The sequence below is a fragment of the Streptomyces sp. FXJ1.172 genome (assembly GCF_001636945.3).
Taxonomy (GTDB): Bacteria; Actinomycetota; Actinomycetes; order Streptomycetales; family Streptomycetaceae; genus Streptomyces.
Map to the genome: position 1 here is coordinate 3,921,476 of NZ_CP119133.2, position 14,812 is coordinate 3,936,287.

The 14,812-nt window shown below is 72.1% G+C and carries 14 protein-coding genes; 7 read left to right on the forward strand and 7 right to left on the reverse strand.

From position 1 onward, the window contains the following. The first annotated feature begins 9 nt into the window (after positions 1–9). Positions 10–408, forward strand: a complete 399-nt coding sequence (locus A6P39_RS17320) for a hypothetical protein (RefSeq protein ID WP_067041887.1) — start codon at positions 10–12, stop codon at positions 406–408. A 76-nt stretch (positions 409–484) separates the two neighbouring features. Beyond that, positions 485–3,688: a tetratricopeptide repeat protein gene (locus tag A6P39_RS17325; protein ID WP_067041885.1), complete on the forward strand. Its 3,204-nt coding sequence runs from the start codon at positions 485–487 to the stop codon at positions 3,686–3,688. A gap of 8 nt (positions 3,689–3,696) precedes the next feature. Here A6P39_RS17325 and A6P39_RS17330 read toward each other — a convergent pair whose 3' ends face one another. Both A6P39_RS17330 and mca read right to left on the reverse strand, forming a co-directional pair. Continuing rightward, positions 3,697–3,945, reverse strand: a complete 249-nt coding sequence (locus tag A6P39_RS17330) for a hypothetical protein (protein WP_079133217.1) — start codon at positions 3,943–3,945, stop codon at positions 3,697–3,699. Beyond that, positions 3,938–4,819 (reverse strand): mycothiol conjugate amidase Mca, encoded by an 882-nt coding sequence (gene mca / locus A6P39_RS17335; protein ID WP_067041881.1) that lies wholly within the window; start codon positions 4,817–4,819, stop codon positions 3,938–3,940. The genes A6P39_RS17330 and mca overlap by 8 nt, the downstream gene beginning before the upstream one ends. Before the next feature lie 103 nt (positions 4,820–4,922). On the opposite strand from mca, the gene A6P39_RS17340 reads away from it, so the two are divergent. Beyond that, the gene (locus A6P39_RS17340; protein WP_067041880.1) at positions 4,923–5,321 is read left to right on the forward strand and encodes a DUF4307 domain-containing protein; all 399 of its coding nucleotides are present in this window, start codon (positions 4,923–4,925) and stop codon (positions 5,319–5,321) included. 200 nt (positions 5,322–5,521) lie between these two features. Beyond that, positions 5,522–6,022 (forward strand): transcription elongation factor GreA, encoded by a 501-nt coding sequence (gene greA, locus A6P39_RS17345; RefSeq protein ID WP_067041879.1) that lies wholly within the window; start codon positions 5,522–5,524, stop codon positions 6,020–6,022. A gap of 78 nt (positions 6,023–6,100) precedes the next feature. Here the strand turns inward: greA and A6P39_RS17350 are convergent, their stop codons facing one another. The 4 genes from A6P39_RS17350 to ilvA all read right to left on the reverse strand — a co-directional run bounded on the left by A6P39_RS17350 (position 6,101) and on the right by ilvA (position 11,944). Continuing rightward, positions 6,101–8,536, reverse strand: coding sequence for a SpoIIE family protein phosphatase (locus tag A6P39_RS17350; protein ID WP_067041878.1), 2,436 nt, complete (start codon positions 8,534–8,536; stop codon positions 6,101–6,103). Between the two features lie 168 nt (positions 8,537–8,704). After that, complete coding sequence (locus A6P39_RS17355) at positions 8,705–9,505, reverse strand: ABC transporter permease (RefSeq protein ID WP_067041876.1); 801 nt, start codon at positions 9,503–9,505, stop codon at positions 8,705–8,707. Beyond that, positions 9,502–10,503 carry an ATP-binding cassette domain-containing protein gene (locus A6P39_RS17360; protein ID WP_067041874.1) on the reverse strand — a complete coding sequence of 334 codons (1,002 nt, stop codon included), beginning with the start codon at positions 10,501–10,503 and terminating at the stop codon, positions 9,502–9,504. Before A6P39_RS17360 ends, A6P39_RS17355 begins: the two co-directional genes overlap by 4 nt. Before the next feature lie 211 nt (positions 10,504–10,714). Next, a complete protein-coding gene (gene ilvA, locus A6P39_RS17365) occupies positions 10,715–11,944 on the reverse strand; it encodes a threonine ammonia-lyase (RefSeq protein ID WP_067041872.1) in 1,230 nt (409 codons plus the stop codon). 168 nt (positions 11,945–12,112) lie between these two features. On the opposite strand from ilvA, the gene A6P39_RS17370 reads away from it, so the two are divergent. The 3 genes from A6P39_RS17370 (at position 12,113) to A6P39_RS17380 (ending at position 13,598) form a co-directional block, all read left to right on the forward strand. Then, positions 12,113–12,610: a MarR family transcriptional regulator gene (locus A6P39_RS17370; protein ID WP_067042034.1), complete on the forward strand. Its 498-nt coding sequence runs from the start codon at positions 12,113–12,115 to the stop codon at positions 12,608–12,610. A 168-nt stretch (positions 12,611–12,778) separates the two neighbouring features. After that, positions 12,779–13,282: a sigma factor-like helix-turn-helix DNA-binding protein gene (locus A6P39_RS17375; protein ID WP_067041869.1), complete on the forward strand. Its 504-nt coding sequence runs from the start codon at positions 12,779–12,781 to the stop codon at positions 13,280–13,282. 67 nt (positions 13,283–13,349) lie between these two features. Beyond that, entirely contained in the window at positions 13,350–13,598 is a 249-nt protein-coding gene (locus A6P39_RS17380) for a hypothetical protein (protein ID WP_067042032.1), read from the forward strand. Positions 13,599–13,635: 37 nt separating this feature from the next. Here A6P39_RS17380 and A6P39_RS17385 read toward each other — a convergent pair whose 3' ends face one another. After that, positions 13,636–14,790 (reverse strand): cystathionine gamma-synthase, encoded by a 1,155-nt coding sequence (locus A6P39_RS17385; RefSeq protein WP_067041866.1) that lies wholly within the window; start codon positions 14,788–14,790, stop codon positions 13,636–13,638. Positions 14,791–14,812: the final 22 nt, after the last annotated feature.

Sequence of the window (14,812 nt, forward strand, 5' to 3'; positions counted from 1 at the left end):
GGGGCGGCGATGAGGGCGAAGTGGGCGCTGGTCGCGCTGGCCGCGGCGGCGGTCCTGCTGGTGCCGTGGATGGTGGTGCTGGCCGTGACACTGCCGGGCAGCACCCGGGTGGACAACTGGCCGCTGACCTGGATCGGCCTGGACGTCCTGATGGCGGCGGGCTGTGCGGCCACGGCCCTGCTCGGACTGCGCGGCGATCCCCGCTCCCGCCTCACCGCCTCGGCGACCGCCTCGGTGGCGGTCCTGGACGCCTGGTTCGACATAACGACGGCCCGGGCGGGCGGCGCGCTGGCCCAGGCCCTGGCCTGCGCGGTGGCGGAGGCGGCGCTGGCGGCGGCGTGCGTGGCGCTGGCGGTGGCCCGCCGCGAGCCCGCGAAGCCGGCACGAAACCCTCACCGCACCCGCTGATCGTCACCCTCTCGCCATCCCGTCCTGCTCGAAGGACACTCATAGGCAAGGCAGTTGCCTCCGGAGGGGACGGGACATGCGGGAGAGCCATCGGGCCGAGGCCGAGCGGTTGCTGGCACGGGCCGTGGAGGAGGAGGTACGGCGCTCGGGCGGGCGGATCGACGGCCAGGTGCTGCTGTCGCGGGCGCGCGGTGCGCTGGACGCGATGGCGGGGGCGGCCGGCGAGGAGTACGAGGCGTACGCCCACGCACTGGACGAGACCGAGGCCGGCCGGCTGACCTTCGGCCAGCGGTACGCCCGCGAGGGCGCCGGAACGGCCTTACTGGTGGCCGCCGTTGCCGCGGTCGCCGCCGCCGTCGCCGACCTCTCCCTCGGCACCGGCACCGGCACGGCCGTCGGCGCGGGTGTGAGCGCCGGGGTGGCCGGCGCCGCCGCCTCCGTGGTGAAGGTGGCCGGCGCCCATCTGCCGGCCGCCCATCACCGCGCCGGCGCGGCCGGCCAGCCCGGCGGTGCGGAGCAGCTGCGGTTGCAGTGGCTGACCGCGCTGGAGGTGCGGGGCATCCGCCCGTTCCTCGACCAGCAGCGGATGCTCAGCGCCTCCACGGGCCCGAAGAAACCCGCGCGTCCCGCACTGCGCGGCGCGGACAAGAGCGCGGCGGCTCGCAGGCGTACGGTGCTGGAGCAGTCCTTCGGCCAACTCCCGGACCCGGACAGCCTGTTCGCGGGGCGCCGGGCGGAGCTGGCGCGGATCCGACAGTGGGCGCAGGCGGCCCGCGCGGCCACCGAGACCCGGCCGACCGTGGTCGTGCTGCACGGCGAGCCCGGCTCCGGCCGGACCACACTCGCGGTGCGCGCGGCACACGACCTGCGGGACCACTTCCGCGGTGCGGTCGTCGTGGACCTGCGCGGCGGCAGGCGGGAGGAGACACCGCTGCCCACCCGGGACGCCCTGCTGCATCTGCTCAACCGGCTCGGCGCGCCCCGCGAGCAGCTGCTGTTCCGGGAGCGCTCCTCCCCCGACCAGCAGGTCAAGCGGCTCGCCGAGCTGTACCACCAGCAGCTGGCCGGCCTGCCGGTGACGATCGTGCTGGACGAGGCCTCGGACCCGGAACAGGTGCGGGCGCTGGTGCCCGAGCGCTCCGACAGCCTGATCCTGGTCACCGCCGGCACCGCCCTCGAACTGCCCGCGGACCTTCCGGCCTGGGTGCACCATCTGCAGGTCGAGGCGCTGGACGCGGCGGGCGCCGAGGAGCTGCTGGGTGCGGCGGCCGAGGACAGCACGGGCCCGTACGACGCCGAATCCGCCGACCGGATCCGCGAGTTGTGCGGTGGACTGCCGCTGGCGCTGCGGATCGCGGGCTCCGCCCTCGGCCCGCGCTCACCCCGGCAGCTGGCGGCGGACCTGAGCGCGTACGGCCCGGTGGAGCCGGTCGAGCGCGCCCTGTGGCTGCGCTACACCGACCAGCCGGAGATCCCGCGCCGGCTGCTGCGACGGCTCGCGCTCGCCGGACGGGCCTCGCTCGGCGCCGCGGCGGCGGCCGCGCTGCTCGCCACGGACGAGGGCGAGGCCACCCGCCATCTCACCGCCCTGGCCCGGGCCGGCCTCATCGACCACGTGCGCGGCAGCCGCTACCGGCTGCACGACCTGGTGCGCGCGTTCGCCCAGGCCCGGCTGCTGGACGAGGAGGACCCGGCCGAGCGCACGGCGGCGCAGGAACGGCTGATCGTGAACTACGCGGACCTGGCCGACTCGGTGCTGCGCCTGGTCGACGGGAACATGTCGACGCGCTCGCACCAGTTCGGCGCGCACGGCTTCACCTCGCTGGAGGAGGCGCTGCGCTGGCTCGACGACGAGTCCAGCTTCATCACGGCGGCCCTGCGCCAGTCGGAGGGCGTGAACCAGGCGGCGGTGCTGAACCTGCTGGGCGCGCTGTGCGACTACTGCCTGCTGCGCGGCGATCTGTACCGTCTCGGCGAGATCAGCGAGCTGGCGCAGGCCGTGGACGAGGGGCTGCTGGTGCGCTCGGTGCAGTGGCGCACCGGTATCGCGGCCCGGCAGCTGGGCGAGCTGGACAAGGCGCGCACCACGCTGTCCTCGGTGGTGGACCTGTACCGGGAGGCGCATCACGACGCGGGCGCGGCCCGTGCCCTGTGCTCGCTCGGCATCACCCTGCACCACCAGGGCAACCTCACCGAGGCCGCCGCCAAGCTCCAGGAGGCGCTGGATCTGCAGGCGGCGCCGGAGCTGGCGACCGACCGGGCCTGGACAATGCACGCCCTGGCGGCCGTCCAGCGCGACCGGGCCCGGCTGTCGGAGGCGCTCGAGCTGCTCACCCGCTCCCTGGTCCTGCACCGCGAGGGCGGCTCGGTGCACGGCGAGGCATGGGCGCACTTCCAGCTCGGTCAGCTGGCGCTGCGGATGGGCGACGTACCACGCGCGCAGACGGAGCTGCGCTGCGCCCTGGAGCGGTACGGGCAGACGCACGACGCGCGCGGCGAGGCATGGGCGCTGACCCAGCTGGCCCGGGCCCGGCTCGTGGACGGCGACCCGGCGCCGGCCGTCGAGGGGCTCAGGCAGGCCGCCGCCCGGCACCGCGAGAACGAGGACGCGCGCGGCGAGGCATGGACGCTGTACTACCTGGGCCAGGCGCTGGAGGAGTCCGGCGAGCTGGACCAGGCGGTGCGCGACCTGGAGCGGTCCCGCACGATGTTCTCCCGGATGCGCGACGTCTACGGCCTGGCCTGCGCCCGGCACCACTCGGCCCGGGTCACCCGCGACCAGCGGGCCGCGCAGACCGGGTCGCTGCGCAACTCCGGCTTCGCCCGGCAGCTCCTCGTGGACGCCCGCGCCGACTTCCAGCGCATCGGCGTCGCCCACGGCGAGGCGTGGACCTGTCTGGAGCTGGCCGTGGTCGACGCGGGCAACGCGCGCACCCAGCAGGCGCTGGCCCTGTGCGACGAGGCACAGGACCTGTTCGCCTCCTACGGCGACCGGCGCGGCGAGGACTGGGCCCGCTTCCTGCGCTGCACCCTGCTGCCGTACGCGGCGCCGGGCGGGGTGGAGGTGGGCACGGCGGTCGCCCAGGAGGAGCTGGCCCAGCTGACCCGCGCCACGCACCCCCTGCGGGACGCCAAGCTCACCGACGGCCTCGGCGCATACACCCTGCTGCTGGAGCGGGGCATCAGCCTGGAAGCGGGCTGGCAGGCCTGGCGCCTGCGCATGACTCCTGACCGCCACGCCCGGGAGGTGATGGGAGTGGCGGTGGCGGCCGCGGGCTGACGCCGGGGTCAGCCTCGCCGGGCGGCGGAGTCGGCCGTGCCGTGCTGCTCCGCCTTCCCGCTGTCCGGGGCCTCCTTGAAGTCGACCTTCTGCATGTGCTTGCTCATCGACTTCATCAGGCCCCACACGGCCAGGGCCATCACCGCGAAGACGATGAAGCCGAGGACACCGGGGGTGACCTTGTTCTCGTCGACCTCCTTGGCGAGGGGGACGAGGTGCGTCACTGCCAGGCTCACGCTTGCGCTCATGTCAGGCATTGTCCCGGATGCCCGCGAAGAGGTCGTCCTCGGGGAGGGAGGTATCGACGAGAGACTTCGCCAGCTCGTACTCCTCCGTGGGCCAGACCTCCTTCTGCAGCTCCATCGGCACCTTGAACCAGCCGCCGTCCGGGTCGATCTGGGTGGCGTGCGCGATCAGCGCCTTGTCCCGGATCTCGAAGAAGTCCGCGCACGGGATGTGCGTGGTCAGCGTGCGCTCGGCGCGCTCGAACTCCTTCCAGCGCTTGAGCCACTCGCCGTAGGGCGACTCCAGGCCCCGGTCGAGCATCGCCTGGTGCAGCGCCTCGGTGCGGGGGCGGTTGAAGCCCTGGTTGTAGTAGAGCTTCAGCGGCTGGTAAGCGGGGCCGAACTCGCTCTCGGGGTACTTCTCGGTGTCCGCCGCGCCCTCGAACGCCACCATGGAGATCTTGTGGGTCATGATGTGGTCGGGGTGCGGGTAGCCGCCGTTCTCGTCGTAGGTGGTGATCACCTGCGGGCGGAAGGCGCGGATCTTGCGGACCAGTTCACCGGCCGCCTTGTCGACGTCCTCCAGGGCGAAGCAGCCCTCGGGCAGCGGGGGCAGCGGGTCGCCCTCGGGCAGGCCGGAGTCGACGAAGCCGAGCCACTCCTGCCCCACGCCGAGGATCTCGCGGGCCTCGTCCATCTCCTTCTTGCGTACCTCGTGGATGTGCTCCTCGATGTACGTGTCGCCCTGGAGCTTGGGATTGAGGATGGACCCGCGCTCTCCGCCGGTGCAGGTCACCACCAGCACGTCCACCCCCTCGGACACGTACTTCGCCATGGTGGCCGCGCCCTTGCTCGACTCGTCGTCGGGGTGCGCGTGTACAGCCATCAGTCGCAGCTGGTCAGTCAAGACTCGATCCTCGGGTAAGTCGGCGCCCCGCGGCTTGGGGTGCGTTCGGCGGCTTCTATAGTGACCGAATCGGGGGGCGAATAATTCCGCGGAGAGGACGATCATGAGTACGGCGAGCACGCGGCTGCCCGAGGGCCGCTACGGCCGCTCCTCGGACGAGCGCGCCGACCGCAAGCTCAGGATCGCCGCCGTGGTGCTGGGCGCGGCCCTGCTCGGCCTGGTCGGCTACTTCGCCTACCACTACGTCTTCGAGACGAAGATCAGCGCCCAGGTGATCACCTTCGAGAGTTCGGACAACGCGGTCAAGGTGCATCTGGAGGTCCACAAGGACTCCGGCACCGACGGCTACTGCACCCTGCGCTCCCAGGCGGCGGACGGCTCCGAGGTCGGCCGGGCGGACTTCCGCTTCGACGGCAGCGCCACGCGGATCGACAAGGTCGTCACGCTCCGTACGACGGCCAAGGGCTCGACGGCCGAGCTGCTCGGCTGCCACACGGGCTGATCCTTCACCCGCCGGGACCCGCGGGCTGACGCATCACCCGGATCGTTTCCTCGCCGACCTGCGTTGATGCAATTCTTATCGCTTATGTCCTCCCCCTTTCGCCAGCGAATTGTTAGGCTCGTGGTTTCGCCCACCCGAGAGGGAACATTCTTCTGGGTAGGGCGATGCTTTGTATTCCCAGTACCGACGAGGAGCACCCTGTGACCCAGACCAGCGAGAACGTCACCTGGCTGACCCAGGAGGCGTACAACAAGCTCAAGGTCGAGCTTGAGTACCTTACTGGTCCTGCGCGCACGGAGATCGCCGCCAAGATCGCGGCCGCGCGCGAGGAGGGCGACCTGCGCGAGAACGGCGGGTACCACGCGGCCAAGGAGGAGCAGGGCAAGCAGGAGCTGCGCGTGCGGCAGCTGACCCAGCTCCTCGAGAACGCCAAGGTGGGCGAGGCTCCGGCCTCCGCCGACGGTGCCGTCGCGCCGGGCATGGTCGTCACGATCGCCTTCGACGGTGACGAGGACGACACTCTGACGTTCCTGCTCGCCTCCCGTGAGTACGCGAGCACCGAGATCGAGACGTACTCGCCGCAGTCCCCGCTCGGCGCCGGCGTCATCGGCCACAAGGTCGGCGAGGACGCGCAGTACGAGCTGCCGAACGGCAAGAAGGCCTCCGTCAAGATCCTGAAGGCCGAGCCGTACTCGGGCTGACCCCCGGCCCCTGCCCGGCATCGAGCCCCTGGTGTCCGCCGGATCCGGCGGACACCAGGGGCTTCGCCGTGCCACGGGTCATGCGGGCGGCAGCGGCTGCTCCGTCCATACGGTCTTGCCGTCGTGGGTGTAGCGGGTGCCCCACCGCTCGGTGAGCTGTGCGACCAGGAAGAGCCCGCGTCCGCCCTCGTCCGTGCTCAGGGCCCGGCGCAGGTGGGGGGAGGTGTGGCTGGTGTCGGACACCTCACAGATCAGGCAGTGCGTACGGATGAGGCGCAGGGTGACGGGGCCGGCCGCGTACCGGTAGGCGTTGGTGACCAGCTCGCTGGCGACCAGCTCGGTGGTGAAGCCCAGTTCGGTCAGCCCCCATTCGGTCAGCTGCGCCGTGATCAGCTCCCTGGCACGGGCGGCGGCGGTCGCTTCCAGGGGCAGCTGCCACGAGGCGACGTTCTGTGGCCGCAGCACCCGGGTACGGGCGATGAGCAGCGCGATGTCGTCGGTGGGGTGGTGGTCCTTGGGCAGCAGCGCGTCGACCACGGCCTGGCAGGTGTGGTCCAGCGGTTCCGTGGCGGGGGTGAGACATGCGCGCAGGGTCTCCAGCGCGGCGTCCACGTCACCGTTGCGTGCCTCCAGCAGGCCGTTGGTGTAGAGCGTGAGCAGGCTGCCCTCGGGCAGCTCGAGATCGTACGTTTCGAAGGGCAGTCCGCCCAGGCCCAGCGGTGGGCCGGCGGGCAGATCGAGCACGGTCACCTCGCCGTCCGGGGTGGACACCAGCGGCGCCGGGTGGCCGGCGCGTGCCAGGGAGCAGCGCTGGGACACCGGATCGTAGACGGCGTAGAGGCAGGTGGCCCCGAGCACCTGCTCGATCGCCGACCCGTTGCCGTCGGCGTTCGCCTCCAGCTCGGCGGCCAGCAGACTGACCAGATCGTCCAGCCGCGCCACCACCTCGTCCGGTTCCAGGTCGAGGCTGGCCAGGGTGCGCGCTGCGGCGCGCAGACGGCCCATCGAGGCCGCGGCGTGGATCCCGTGGCCGACCACGTCTCCCACGACGAGGGCGACCCGGGCCCCGGACAACGGGATCACGTCGAACCAGTCACCGCCGATGCCCGGTTCGCCGCTGGCGGGGAGGTACCGGCAGGCCGCCTCCACGGCCGGCAGGTCGGAGGCCGCGCTCGGCAGCAGACTGCGCTGAAGGGTCAGAGCGGCGCTCTGCTGCTGGGTGAAGCGGCGCGCGTTGTCGATGCAGACGGCCGCACGCGAGGAAAGCTCCTGGGCCACCGCGACGTCGTCGTCCTCGAAGGGCTCCGAATTGCGCGACCGCCACAGGCTCACCACGCCCAACACCAGACCGCGGGCGATCAGGGGCACCGCGATCAGCGAATGGACGCCGAGACCCATGGCGATCTCGATCCGCCGCCGGTCCGTGGCGTACCACTCGGGGCGCAGAGACAGCTGCCCCTCGAGAATCGGGCGCCGTTCGGCCAGGCACCGCGCCTGCGGGGATTCGGAGAGCAGCGGGACCACATCGCCCTCCCGGAACGGGACGCGGTGTTCTGCCGGTGAGAGGGCGGCCCGCAGCAGCGGACCTGTCGTACCGGGAGCGGGTTCGTCACCGAGTGTCACGGGCTTGAGGAGGTCCACCGTGCAGTAGTCGGCCAGGCCGTGGACGGCCGCCTCGGTCAGTTCCCGGGCGGTCTGTGTCACGTCCAGTGAGGTTCCGATCCGGGCGCTCGCCTCGTTCAGCAGGGCGAGTCTGCGTTGCGCCCGGTGGCGGTCGGTGACGTCCTCGATCGTCTCGGCCACGCCGAGAACCCGGCCCGAGGGGTCTTCCATCCGGAACGCCGAGACGGACACGATCCGCTCCCGGCCCGGCTCGTGGCGTGCCCGGGCGGACTGTTCCGTGAAGATCAACGGCTCGCCGGTCTCCAGGACGTGCCGTACCCGTTCCTCGGCCGGAGTCGCGTCCTCGTCGACCATGAATTCGCTGGGCCGGTGGCCCACCGGCGCCTCGGCCGGGACACCGCTCGCCTTTTCGACCGCGCGGTTGACGCGGATCACTCTCGTGTCCGGGCCGTACGTGACCAGACCGATCGGGGACCGGCGGTACAGCCCGTCCAGCAGCGCACGGTCCCGCTGCCAGGCAATGACCGCCGCGGCAGGGGCACCGACCAGGAGCCACTCCTGACCGCCCCCCTCCCGGGTGACCGCACGGGCCCGGAAACCCATCTCCACCCGGTGTCCGTCGCGGTGCCGGACGGGCAGGACGCCGAACCATCCCCCCGCCTTCGTGGCGTCCAGGACGACGGACCGCGCGACAGGCAGGTCACGGGTGTCGACCAGGAGGTCCTGCCAGGCCCGTCCGATCACTTCCTTGGCCGGATAGCCGAGCAGCTCCTGTGCACGTGTGCTCCAGCCGACCACGGTGCCTTGATCGTCGAGCACGGCAGAGGCGCCTCTCCCGAGGGCGAACGGGTCCTCAGGGCTCTCGCTGAAATGCACCGACGGCGTCCCCATAGCCACCACCTTGCCTCCGTGACTCCGATGTTCCTCCCCGAGGTCTGCGTCCGCGACTCTCGCGTCCCTCTGGGCCGGTGCTCCGGCGGGCACGGCGCCACGGCACGAGCAGAGCCCCCTCCGTCCGGGAGGGGGCTCCGCTGCGTGCCGCGAGATCCGGCGGTGCTGTCAGCCGGCCGCACGGCGGTACTTGCGGACCGCGAGGGTGCGGAAGATCAGGATGATCACGACCGACCAGATCAGCGAGGCCCACACGGGGTGCTGCATGGGCCAGGCATCGGGCGTCCGGAAGCCCGGGGGAAGGTTCCCGAACAGCTCGCGGGAGGCCTGCACGGTGGCGCTGAACGGGTTCCACTCCGCGATGTGCCGCAGGAAGGACGGCATCTGGTTCGCGTCCACGAAGGCGTTCGAGATGAACGTCAGCGGGAACAGCCAGACCAGGCCGCCCGAGGTCGCCGCTTCGGGAGTGCGCACCGACAGGCCTATGAGCGCGCCGATCCACGAGAACGCGTACCCGAGCAGCAGGAGCACGCCGAATCCGGCGAGCACCTTGGCGATGTTCTCGTGCGTGCGCCAGCCGACGATCAGGGCGACGACCGCGAGGACGACGAGGGTGAGCGCCGTCTGGACCAGGTCGGCGAGGGTGCGCCCGGTCAGGACCGCGCCGCGCGCCATGGGCAGGGAGCGGAAGCGGTCGATGAGGCCCTTGTGCATGTCGTCGGCGATGCCCGCACCCGCGCCCGCCGTGGCGAACGTGACGGTCTGGGCGAAGATGCCGGCCATCAGGAACTCGCGGTAGGCCTGGGTGGAGTTGGACGAGCCGACCTGGATCGAGCCGCCGAACACGTAGGTGAACAGCACCACGAACATGATGGGCTGGATCAGCCCGAAGATGAGTATCTCGGGGATCCTGCCCATCCGGATCAGATTCCGGCGGGCGATGACCAGGGAATCGCTCACGGCACTCACTTCACGGCCTCCTTGCCGGTCTCCGCGTGGCTGTCGTCCTGCGCGGCCTGGCCGGCGGTCTCGGCCACGTGTCCCGTCAGGGACAGGAAGACGTCGTCGAGGGTGGGGCGGCGCAGTCCGATGTCGTCTATCTCGATCCCCCGGGTGTCCAGCTCCCGGATGACCTCGGCGAGCAGTTTGGCGCCGCCGGTGACGGGGACCGTGAGCTTGCGGGTGTGCTCCTCGACGCTGGTGTCGCCCTTGCCGAAGCCGCTGAGCACCTCGGCGGCGGTCGCGATGTGCTCGCGCTGGTGCACCACGACCTCGACGCGCTCGCCGCCGGTGCGGGCCTTGAGCTGGTCGGAGGTGCCCTTGGCGATGACCCGGCCGTGGTCGACCACCGCGATGTCGTGGGCGAGGTGGTCGGCCTCTTCCAGATACTGCGTGGTGAGCAGCAGGGTCGTGCCACCGGAGACGAGCTGTTTGATGACCTCCCACAGCTGCTGGCGGTTGCGCGGGTCGAGGCCGGTCGTCGGCTCGTCCATGAACATCACCGGCGGCGAGACCACCAGCGCCGCGGCGAGGTCGAGGCGGCGGCGCATGCCGCCGGAGTAGGTCTTGGCGGGGCGGTCGGCGGCGTCCGCGAGGTTGAACTGCTCGAGCAGCTCCGCCGCGCGCGCCTTGGCCGCCTTCGCCCCCATCTGGTAGAGCTGGCCGACCATCTGCAGGTTCTCCCTGCCGGTCAGGTATTCGTCGACCGCCGCGAACTGGCCGGACAGGCCGATCGAGCGGCGCACGGCGTCGGGGTGCTTGAGCACGTCGACGCCCGCCACGACCGCCTTGCCGCTGTCGGGGCGCAGCAGGGTCGTCAGGCAGCGGACGGTCGTCGTCTTGCCGGCGCCGTTCGGCCCGAGCAGGCCGAGGACCGTGCCCTCGGGCACATCGAGGTCTACGCCGTCCAGAGCCTTTACGTCGCCGAAGGTCTTCACCAGGCCTTCGGCATAGATGGCGCCTGGCATGTCTGTCTCCACGTCGTCGGGGATCTGTCGTCCGGAGTTCTCCGGGAGGGCTGGATCTGCGCGCTTGCATACGCCTGCGGTTTTCCGGTGCGGGCAGGCGGTCCGGCGGTCGCACGACACACCATAACGCGATGTATCGCGTTCCTCAATGGACTTTACTCGAACGAGTGACCGGGGCGGTTCCCGAGGGAGCGCCGAGCCGGTGCCGGGGTCAGTCGATGACCGTGTAGCCCGCGTCCCGCAGCGCCTGGCCGACCTCGGCGCAGTGCACCGGGCCCTTCGTCTCGAGGTGCAGCTCCACCTCCGCCTCCGTGAGCCCGAGCCGGGGATCGGTTCGTACGTGGCTCACGTCGAGGACATTAGCGTCGACCACTGACAACACCCCGAGGAGCGTGGCGAGGGCGCCCGGGCGGTCCGTCAGCCGCAGCCGAACGGCCAGGTAGCGGCCCTGCGCGGCCATGCCGTGGCGCAGCACGCGCTGCATCAGCACCGGGTCGACGTTGCCGCCGGAGAGCACCGCCACGACCGGGCCCTCGAAAGCGTCCGGCGCGGCCAGCAAGGCCGCCACCGGGCTCGCCCCGGCCGGCTCCACGACCAGCTTGGCCCGCTCCAGGCACAGCAGCAGCGCGGCCGACAGCTGGTCCTCGCCGACCGTGCGCACCTCGTCGACCAGGTCCTTGACGATCGCGAACGGCACCACCCCCGGCCGCCTCACCCTGATGCCGTCGGCCATCGTCGCCGGGTTCCGCACCGACACCGGATGCCCGGCGGCCAGCGAGGGCGGATAGGCCGCCGCGCCCTGCGCCTGCACGCCGACGATCCTGACGTCCGGCCGGATCGCCTTGACCGCGACCGCGATGCCGGCCGCGAGCCCGCCACCGCCGATGCCCACGACGATCGTGCGCACCTCCGGGCACTGCTCCAGGATCTCCAGGCCGACCGTGCCCTGACCGGCGATCACGTCCGGGTGGTCGAAGGGATGGATGAACACCGCGCCCGTCCTCGCCGCGTACTCCTCGGCGGCGGCCAGCGTCTCGTCGACCACCTGGCCGTGCAGCCGCACCTCGGCGCCGTACTCGCGCGTCGCGCTGATCTTCGGCAGCGGCGCGCCCCTCGGCATGAACACCGTGGCGTGCACGCCGAGGAGCGCGGAGGCCAGCGCCACGCCCTGCGCGTGGTTCCCGGCACTCGCTGCCACCACACCGGCCGCCCGCTCCTCCGGCAGCAGCCCGGCGATGCGCACATAGGCGCCGCGCAGCTTGAACGAACCGGTCCGCTGGAGGTTCTCGCACTTGAGCTGCACCGGCGAGCCGACCAGCTGGGACAGGTGACGGCTGCCCTCCATCGCGGTCACCCGTGCCACGCCCGAGAGCATCTTCTGGGCGCCGCGCACGTCGTCGAGGGTGACGGAACGCAAGGAGTCAGCCGTGCCGTAGCTCATGACTCCAGCATCGCAGTTCACGGTCGCGCCCGGCGGGTGTGACCAAGCTCCGAGACCGGTTTGTGCAGCGCCGGTACGGTCCGCCCCCGGGCCGCGTACCCTGTCCCCCAACCCAGCAGCCCTTCATGAAGCGAGCCTCCGGCCATGCCCACAACACCTGAAATGTCGATGGACATGACGACCGTCGGTGACACCGGTCTTCTCGACACCCTCCAGCACGAGGTGGCGGTGTTCGCCCGCCGTGCCGAACAGACGCGGCTCGGCGGTGTCGGGCAGGTGCGCAACTCCATGGACCGCGCGGCCTACCTGCTGCTCAACCGCCTCGACAGGGAAGGCCCGATGGGCGTCAAGGCGCTCGCCGCGAGCATGGGCATCGACTCCTCCACGGTCACCCGGCAGGTGGCCCCGCTGGTCGACACCGGGCTCGTCAAGCGCACTTCGCACCCCGAGGACGGGCGGGCCGTGGTGCTTCAGCTGTCCCCGCGCGGGGCAGCGCGGCTGGAGGAGGTGCGCTGCTCCAGGCGTCAGCTGATGGCCGATCTGACCGACGACTGGTCGCCGCAGGAGCGCGAGCAGTTCTGCTCACTGCTGACCCGCTTCAACCGCGCGCTCTCCGCGCGGATGACACCGGCGGCCCCGACCGCGGATCAGCCGCCGGCCTCCTGACCGCTCCGGGCGGCCACCGGCGGCGCACGCGCGCCATCCGTGCCGGGCACCGGTCGGTTCCGGACCCTTGACCCCGGGGCCGCCGCTGGCCTCATATGAAATCGGGTCCTGCGTCGTACGCGGTTCACCTGTCCCGTACCGGACAGGGCCCCTCTGGGGGGAGGCGTGGTGCGTGATCGGCAGGTGGCCCGAAATGCCCGCCGGGCCCGGGAGTTCGAGGCGTTCGTCGCGGGCGCGGCCGGACGCCTGCTGCATGCCGCCACGCTGCTCACCGCGGAGGCGCCCGGTGACAACCCGCGCGCGCGGCGCCTGCTGACGCACGCGCTCGCCCACACCTATGCGCGCTGGGACCGGCTGCGCGGCGAGGACCCCTACGACTGCGCCCGCCAGTGCCTCGCCGACCGGTTCGCGCGCGCGGCCTGGCACTGGTACGGCGCCTTCGGCCGCGCCCGGCCGGATCCGTGCGGTCCACTCGCCGCCCTCGCCCCGCAGGAACGCCTGATCCTGGTGCTGCGGCTCTACGAGGGCGTTGCCGAGCAGCAGACGGCGGCCCTGCTGGGCCTGCCGATCGAGCGCGTGCGCGCCATCTGCCACCGCGCGACGACCACCCTGCTGCACCCGGCCCGCCCCGCCGCCCCGCGCGCGGCGGGCAGGAAGGTGGCGCCGTCATGAGGCGGGGCAGCCGTCAAGAGGCGAGCGGTGGCGCAGTGGTGAGTCCTGCGCGCGCGTGGAGGACGCCGTGAGCCGGCCCGAGCAGGAGGCCGCCGTGCGGCAGATCATGGAGCGGGCCCCTGCGCCGGTGCCGCCGGACCTGTGCACGCAGGCGGTGCACCGCGGTGAGCGCCTGCTGCGGCGCAGACAGCTGGTCCACCGCGTGCTGTGGCTGCTGGCATGGACCGCGGCCGTCGCCTTCGGAGTGTGGGCGGCCCGGGTGCACCCGTGGGCGCAGCCGCCCTCCCAGACGACCCCGCCGATCACCGGGTGGTGAGCCCGCAGGCCCGGTGACCGGCGCTCGGGGGCCTCGGTCAGCCCAGGGCCTGCTGGAGGTCCTGGAGCAGGTCGTCGACGTTCTCGATGCCGACGGACAGGCGCACCAGGTCGGCGGGGACCTCCAGCGCGGAGCCGGCCGCGGAGGCGTGGGTCATCCGGCCGGGGTGCTCGATCAGGGACTCGACGCCGCCGAGCGACTCGCCGAGCGTGAACACCTTGGCGCGGTTGCACACCTCGACGGCGGCCGCCTCACCGCCCTCGACGCGGAAGGACACCATGCCGCCGAACGACCGCATCTGCTTGGCGGCGACCTCGTGGCCGGGGTGCTCGGGCAGCCCCGGGTAGAGCACCTGGGTCACGCGCGCGTGCCGGGTCAGCATGTCGACGATCTTCGTGGCGTTCTCGCTGTGCCGGTCCATGCGCACCGCGAGGGTCTTGGTGCCGCGCAGCACCAGCCAGGAGTCGAAGGGGCCGGCGACGGCGCCCATCGCGTTCTGGTGGTAGGCCAGCTCCTCGCCGAGCGCCTGGTCGGAGACGACCAGCGCGCCGCCGACGACGTCCGAGTGACCGCCCATGTACTTGGTCAGGGAGTGCACGACGACGTCCGCGCCGAGCGCGAGCGGCTGCTGGAGGTAGGGCGTGGCGAAGGTGTTGTCGACGACGAGCTTCGCGCCCGCGTCGTGGGCGACCTGGGCGACGGCGGCGATGTCGGTGATGCCCAGCAGCGGGTTGGAGGGCGTCTCCACCCAGACGGCCTTGGTCTTCGCGGTGAGCGCGGCCCGCACGGCGGCCGGGTCGCTGGTGTCGGCGACGGACCACTCCACGCCCCAGCGGGTGGCGACCTTGGCGAACAGGCGGAAGGTGCCGCCGTACGCGTCGTTGGGGATGACCACGTGGTCGCCGGGGGTGAGCAGCGTGCGCAGCAGGGTGTCCTCGGCTGCGAGACCGGACGCGAACGCGAGGCCGCGACGGCCGCCCTCCAGCGCGGCGAGGTTCTCCTCCAGGGCCGTCCGGGTGGGGTTGGCGCTGCGGCTGTACTCGTAACCGCCGCGCAGTCCGCCGACGCCGTCCTGCTTGTAGGTCGAGACCTGATAGATGGGCGGGACCACCGCGCCGGTGAGGGGATCCGCGGTGTTGCCCGCGTGGATCGCGAGGGTCTCGAAATGCTGACTGATGTGCCTGTCGCTCATGGACACCGAGCGTAGTGCGCTT